The organism is Streptococcus suis, from assembly GCF_019794615.1.
GTDB lineage: Bacteria > Bacillota > Bacilli > Lactobacillales > Streptococcaceae > Streptococcus > Streptococcus suis_AI.
The window spans coordinates 25,843-31,908 of sequence record NZ_JAIMDU010000027.1 but is presented as its reverse complement, the minus strand read 5'-3'; the positions used below and the strand labels follow the sequence as shown (position 1 = coordinate 31,908).

6 protein-coding genes and 1 pseudogene are annotated in these 6,066 nt (G+C 37.3%); 5 read left to right on the top strand and 2 right to left on the bottom strand.

The genetic code is table 11. From position 1 onward, the window contains the following. Both K6V43_RS08275 and K6V43_RS08270 read right to left on the bottom strand, forming a co-directional pair. A pseudogene (locus K6V43_RS08275) lies at nucleotides 1-919 on the bottom strand (IS4 family transposase); the annotation flags it as partial. Nucleotides 920-1,037: 118 nt separating this feature from the next. After that, nucleotides 1,038-1,838: a peptidylprolyl isomerase gene (locus K6V43_RS08270; protein ID WP_172006896.1), complete on the bottom strand. Its 801-nt coding sequence runs from the start codon at nucleotides 1,836-1,838 to the stop codon at nucleotides 1,038-1,040. 147 nt (nucleotides 1,839-1,985) lie between these two features. Between K6V43_RS08270 and K6V43_RS08265 the strand changes: the two genes are divergently transcribed. From K6V43_RS08265 to K6V43_RS08245, 5 genes are all read left to right on the top strand, one after another. Continuing rightward, nucleotides 1,986-2,342 (top strand): DUF2500 domain-containing protein, encoded by a 357-nt coding sequence (locus K6V43_RS08265; protein WP_024391713.1) that lies wholly within the window; start codon nucleotides 1,986-1,988, stop codon nucleotides 2,340-2,342. Nucleotides 2,343-2,416: 74 nt separating this feature from the next. After that, on the top strand, nucleotides 2,417-2,956 hold the full coding sequence (locus K6V43_RS08260; RefSeq protein ID WP_222382589.1) for a hypothetical protein: 540 nt from the start codon (nucleotides 2,417-2,419) through the stop codon (nucleotides 2,954-2,956). 105 nt (nucleotides 2,957-3,061) lie between these two features. Beyond that, nucleotides 3,062-4,102 carry a LacI family DNA-binding transcriptional regulator gene (locus K6V43_RS08255; protein WP_160863639.1) on the top strand — a complete coding sequence of 347 codons (1,041 nt, stop codon included), beginning with the start codon at nucleotides 3,062-3,064 and terminating at the stop codon, nucleotides 4,100-4,102. Between the two features lie 109 nt (nucleotides 4,103-4,211). Beyond that, nucleotides 4,212-5,132, top strand: coding sequence for an ABC transporter permease (locus K6V43_RS08250; RefSeq protein ID WP_024403655.1), 921 nt, complete (start codon nucleotides 4,212-4,214; stop codon nucleotides 5,130-5,132). A gap of 9 nt (nucleotides 5,133-5,141) precedes the next feature. Beyond that, nucleotides 5,142-6,029 carry a carbohydrate ABC transporter permease gene (locus K6V43_RS08245; RefSeq protein WP_160863638.1) on the top strand — a complete coding sequence of 296 codons (888 nt, stop codon included), beginning with the start codon at nucleotides 5,142-5,144 and terminating at the stop codon, nucleotides 6,027-6,029. Nucleotides 6,030-6,066 lie beyond the last annotated feature (37 nt).

Below are 6,066 nucleotides of genomic sequence, written 5' to 3'. Positions count from 1 at the left end.
TTTTAATTTTTCTGGTGAATAGTCCGTATTTGTCACCAAAGTTTCAAAGAAACCTGGCTTGATTTCGAGGCGCACCATCCGAAAATGAAGGTCATAAAAACTGATTGGATCACTTTTTCGACTAGAGTTTGGTAAAAAGTCAAAGGAAGCATTATGAGGTAAAAAATGATACTGATTAGGGAAGTCTCGATACAGTTCTTTCATGTCATTGGTTTGTTTGCGACAGATGTTTAGGTCAAATGCCTCATCAAAACAAGGAGTATCAGGGAGATGAAAACTCTTTTTCATAGAATTATTTCCATCGCGAATACGAATAATATACGACCAATTTTTCTCCTGGCAATGCGCCATGACATCGTAGGATTCATACCCCCTATCCATTATCACCAGAGCTTGTTCAAAAGGGACAACTCTCCATCATGTCGATGAAAGCCGCACGCTCATCAACCTCCCGATTATCCTGAATTCGTAGGTCATGATAAATCTCTTGTTCAAGATTGTAGAGAGCATTGATATGGATGAGATTGTAAGGAGTGTGGTGTGGTCCAGTTTGGAACGAGGTTGTTTTATCAGAACGATTTCTTGGTAGAACCACATCACTACCATCAACAGCTAGGATAGGGAGATCTTTAGAAGTTGGAATTTTAGAAGTAATATTGGCAAACAGGGTTTTAAAAGCTTGATGTTTGATCCGATATCGTCGTTGGACAAAGGCAGATTGAGTGACTGGCAAATCTAAATCAAGTAGCTCTTTGGCTAAGGCATTACCACCCATGGTCAGTATAGCTTGAATCATGGTTTTCATCGTTAGCTGACTTTTCCGACTAAAATCTTTTTCAGGATGAAGTACAAACTGGTCGGCAGAGGAAACGATGTCATTGATACTTTCAAATAAATGAGATTTAATCTGGTCTAGCATGATTTTTCCCCTTTTATTTTTAGTGTAACATAAAAAACTAACCTACCACAAAATGTGATAGATTAGTTAACTTAATGACATTGGGAAATTCTCAAGTTTTCTTTTTTTATTAGTCTGACTAGTTAGTGTAGTCTTTAATGATCTCAATTGACTCAATCTTAACATCTGTTTTTGGTTTATCATTGTCATCTGTCTCAACAGAAGCAATCTTGTCGACGACATCCATTCCATCAATCACTTGACCAAATACAGTATGTTTACCATCTAAGTTTGGATTTCCTCCGTTTTTATAGGCTTCAATAATCTTACCAGGATAGCTTGAACTAGAAAGTTGGCTTGACATGTCTGTGGTATTTTGGTTGATAAAGAATTGGCTACCATTCGTACCGGTACCAGCATTGGCCATTGAAAGCGAGCCACGAATATTGTAAAGGAAGGCTGAAAACTCATCTTTGAAACCATTTCCAGCATCGATGGTCGTATCTTTTCCAGCCCAGATAGATTCACCACCAGTACCATTTCCAAGTGGATCTCCGCCTTGAATCATAAAGTCTTTAATGACACGATGGAAGATGGTACCGTCGTAGTATCCTTCCTTTGCATGGGTTAAGAAATTTTCAACGGTCAAAGGTGCTTGCTCAGGGAAGAGTTTGATAGTAATATCCCCTTCAGTTGTCTTGATTTTAACGGCAGCCTCATTTTCAGCTATATCAGTTGACAATTGTGGAAAAGTAGCTGAAGGATTGTTGATCGCATAAGCCAAATCCTTTGCATATTGACTTGATGCTGTCGTATCCGTAGTAGTAGATGCTACAGATGTTGAACTTGTGGAGCTGGAGGAATCTGAGGTTGCTGAGCTATTTCCGCAGGCAGTTAGAAATAAACTGGATGTCAGTAAAAACAGTATAGTTTTCTTCATAGAAAATACCTTTCTGGTTCTTATAAATTATGCACATTCTACCATGTTTTTCTATTTTTTTCAATTTTTCTCCTGGATGAAATCAACCGTTTCTAAATGAACTAAATATGATATACTATTGTTATAAATGCAACAGGAGGTTACCATATGTTTGGAAATTTATTTGGTCCACATGGAGGAATTATGTGGGAAATGGCTCTTTTTTATTTCGTTTTTATTTTCATAATTGGGCTAATATGTTTTCAAATCCTTCGAAATTTTATGGAGTGGCATCGTAATAACCAATCACCAATTGAGACTTGTCAAGCCTTCCTGGTCACAAAGCGAACCGATGTCTTTGGAAATGAAACAGCCCGGACCAATTATTATCTGACATTTGAATGGAATGGACAAAGAAGGGAGTTTCGTGTCAAGGATCATGAATACGGATTGTTAACGGAAGGAGATAAAGGAACATTGACCTTTCAAGGAACTCGCATGCTCTCTTTTGAACGCAAATCCTAGTCACCAATCTAGGTTTTTCCTGTGGAATAGTGTATAATGATGTTACTATTTAGAGATAATAATGTGAGGTAATTATGTCTGTTGAACAACGCATCGCAGAAATGTATAAAGACCATGAGGTCAAACCCTATATTTCCCCAGAACGTGATCTTGCGACCTGGCTATTAGAAGCTAAACCGGTGCCAAAGCGTAATATGGTTCGTCTAGAAGAAGGTCTGTTACCAGGGGATATCATTTTATTATGGCGCATCAACTTTGGAACGTTTGAAACAACGACCCCTTATTCAAAGTATTTTGAGTATATCTATGGTATCAATGGTCCAGAACATATGAACCAATTGATTGAAAATGGATTTGCATATGTCGAGACGGCTTTTGACTCGTTGGATCATATCACTTCAACTGCAAAGAAAAGTATTCTGAAAGCAGAAGGAGTTACAGGATTATCCAAATTAAAAGCTGCTGGCCTTGATGCAGCTCTTAAGGAGTATTTGACTGAAGAAAAATTGGCACCATATTTTTCAGTTCGCGGCTACGCCTTGACGGAAAAGGGAAAGGCAGCCTTAGACAATCACCCTGAAGTAATAGACAAACACCCGAAGAAGAAAATGTGATCAGTAAGGCTGGTCCTTTTTTCTTCTTGACAGAAAACGCTAACAGTGGTATTCTGTTATAAACATTGAAACGTTTCATTTTTTTGTAACTAGGAAGGATGAGCCATGGAACCAACTAAATCGATTACCATGAAAGATGTTGCCAAATTAGCAGGAGTCAGTGTTGGAACAGTGTCTCGTGTAATCAACCAAGAGCAAGGAATCAAGGAAATTACATTGCAAAAAGTTCACCAAGCGATTGATGAATTGGGTTACATACCAGATGTCTATGCTCGAGGGATGAAGAAAAATAAAACAGAGACAATTGCTTTAATTATTCCAACGGTATGGCACCCGTTTTTTGGAGAATTTGCATACCACATTGAAGTGGAACTAAGTAAAAAGGGATATAAATTGTTGCTCTGTAATATTTCTGGTCCAAAAAGAGAACTAGATTGCATCACCATGCTTCAGCAAAATAAGGTTGATGGAATAATTGCCATTACTTACAGTCCTATTGAAAATTATCTATCGTCTAATATTCCATTTGTCAGTATCGATCGAACTTATGAAGACAAAGCGATTGCCTGTGTTAGTTCAGACAACAGAAAGGGGGCTGAACTTGCTGCTCAGGTACTAATTTCAAAGGGTGGTACACATTTTGGTTTCATTGGTGGCCATAATAAAACAATTAATGAGACTAAGAAACGTCGACTTTACTTTGAAAAAACAATAATAGAGGCTGGTTTCCCATGTGAGGTTCTTGATTTAGAGGAGCCATACGATGATTTTTTAGAGCAAGTTGAAGTATTTCTACGCAAGCATCCACAAATTGATGCCATCTTTACGATAAATGATTTTGCAGCTCTGGATACTATTGAAATCTTAGAAAAAATTGGCAAACGTGTACCAGAAGATGTGCAAATAGTTGGTTACGATGGCATTCTACAAGCAGAAGAACGTTCGCAGTATTTATCAACTATTCGCCAACCAATTGGTGAGATGGCCAAGGAAGCGGTAGCGTGTCTCTTAGATATCATTGATAAGAAAGAGCGACCACTTCAAATAACCCTACCAATTTCCTATATTGAAGGAAAAACTACAAAAAATTTCAAAAAGCAGTTGACAGAAAACGGTTACAATGATAAAATAAAATCATCAAGTTAGTTGATTTTATTTTTAAATAAAAAATGAAACGTTTCAAAAATAATAGAAGAGGAATCACTTTTCCTCTTTCTAAAACAAAATATTTTGAAACGTTTCAAAAGGAGTTCATATGAAAACATCTAAACTTCAGCAAGTGACAATTTGGGAAAGAATAAAGCAACAGAAGATTTTATTGCTCATGTTGCTCCCTGGATTAATCTTGACATTCGTTTTTCGGTATATTCCGATGTATGGTGTTCTGATTGCTTTCAAGGATTACAATCCACTACGAGGAGTACTCGGTAGTGAGTGGATTGGATTTGAAGAGTTTACGAAGTTTCTCTCTTCTCCAAACTTCGGCAATCTACTTGCCAACACTTTAAAATTGAGTGTCTATGGCCTTCTATTAGGATTTCTTCCGCCAATTATATTAGCAATCATGCTCAATCAGCTCTTGAGTGATAAAGCAAAAAAACGGATTCAATTGGTGCTTTATGCTCCAAACTTTATCTCGGTCGTTGTTATTGTCGGTATGATTTTCCTCTTCTTCTCAGTAGGAGGCCCAGTCAATTCCATTCTTAGAATTTTTGGAATTGAGGCCAATTTCTTGACAGATCCAGACTTTTTCAGACCTCTGTATATCTTAAGTGGTATCTGGCAAGGAATGGGTTGGGCATCGACTCTTTACACTGCTACACTAGTAAATGTAGATCCTGCTTTGATTGAAGCCGCAAAATTGGATGGGGCAAATATCCTTCAGCGGATCTGGCATATTGACTTGCCAGCACTCAAACCGGTTATGGTGATCCAATTTATTTTAGCGGCTGGTGGAATTATGAATGTCGGGTATGAAAAAGCCTTCTTGATGCAAACTTCATTGAACTTGACAAGTTCGGAGATTATTTCCACTTATGTTTATAAAATAGGTTTGGTATCAGGTGATTACTCATACTCAACGGCCGTTGGTTTGTTCAATGCATTGATTAATATCATCTTGCTCATTGCAGTGAATAAATTTGTCCAACGCATTAACGATGGACAAGGTTTATAGGAGGTTCATATGAATTCGCAAATGTATACAAAATTTGACAAGCGAATGCTCGTTGTCAATAAAATATTATTAGGATTTCTTGTTTTAATAACAGTTGTTCCAATGGTCTATATCCTTGTTGCATCCTTTATGGATCCGCAAGCCTTAATCAGTAAAGGCATCAGCTTTGATCCCAAGGATTGGACAGTTGAAGGTTATCAGAGAGTTTTCTCGGATAAATCAATAGTACGAGGGTTTCTAAATTCATTATTCTACTCATTTTCCTTCGCCTTTATCACAGTAGCCATTTCAGTTATGACTGCCTATCCCTTGTCAAAAAAAGATTTGGTTGGAAAAAAATGGATCAATACCTTCCTTGTCTTTACAATGTTCTTCGGCGGAGGCTTGGTTCCTACATATCTCCTAGTTAAAGATTTAGGGATGCTAAATACTGTTTGGGCTATTATCATCCCTGGTGCAGTCAATGTGTGGAATATCATCTTAGCGCGAACTTATTTCCAAGGCTTACCAGATGAGTTGGTTGAAGCAGCAGTTATGGATGGTGCTAACGAATTTCAAATTTTCTTAAAAATTATGTTGCCTCTTGCAAAACCAATTATGTTTGTGTTATTCCTATATGCTTTTGTTGGGCAGTGGAATTCATACTTTGATGCAATGATCTATATAAAAGATCCTAATTTAGAACCACTTCAACTTGTTCTTCGAAAAATTCTTATCCAAAGCGAACCTGCGAAGGATATGATTGGGGCACAGGCTGCCATGAATGAAATGAAGCGAATTGCTGAAATGATCAAGTATGCAACAATTATTATCTCGAGTCTACCGTTGATTGTCATGTATCCATTCTTCCAAAAATACTTTGATAAGGGTATTATGGCTGGTTCATTAAAAGGATAATTTTATCCAGTAATATTGTAAAATAACAGGAGGTTGT

Excerpts from the sequence above, each read along its gene's own strand:
- K6V43_RS08270 (WP_172006896.1), bottom strand. The coding sequence starts at position 1,838 with ATGAAGAAAACTATACTGTTTTTACTGACATCCAGTTTATTTCTAACT.
- K6V43_RS08265 (WP_024391713.1), top strand. The coding sequence starts at position 1,986 with ATGTTTGGAAATTTATTTGGTCCACATGGAGGAATTATGTGGGAAATG.
- K6V43_RS08260 (WP_222382589.1), top strand. The coding sequence starts at position 2,417 with ATGTCTGTTGAACAACGCATCGCAGAAATGTATAAAGACCATGAGGTC.
- K6V43_RS08255 (WP_160863639.1), top strand. The coding sequence starts at position 3,062 with ATGGAACCAACTAAATCGATTACCATGAAAGATGTTGCCAAATTAGCA.
- K6V43_RS08250 (WP_024403655.1), top strand. The coding sequence starts at position 4,212 with ATGAAAACATCTAAACTTCAGCAAGTGACAATTTGGGAAAGAATAAAG.
- K6V43_RS08245 (WP_160863638.1), top strand. The coding sequence starts at position 5,142 with ATGAATTCGCAAATGTATACAAAATTTGACAAGCGAATGCTCGTTGTC.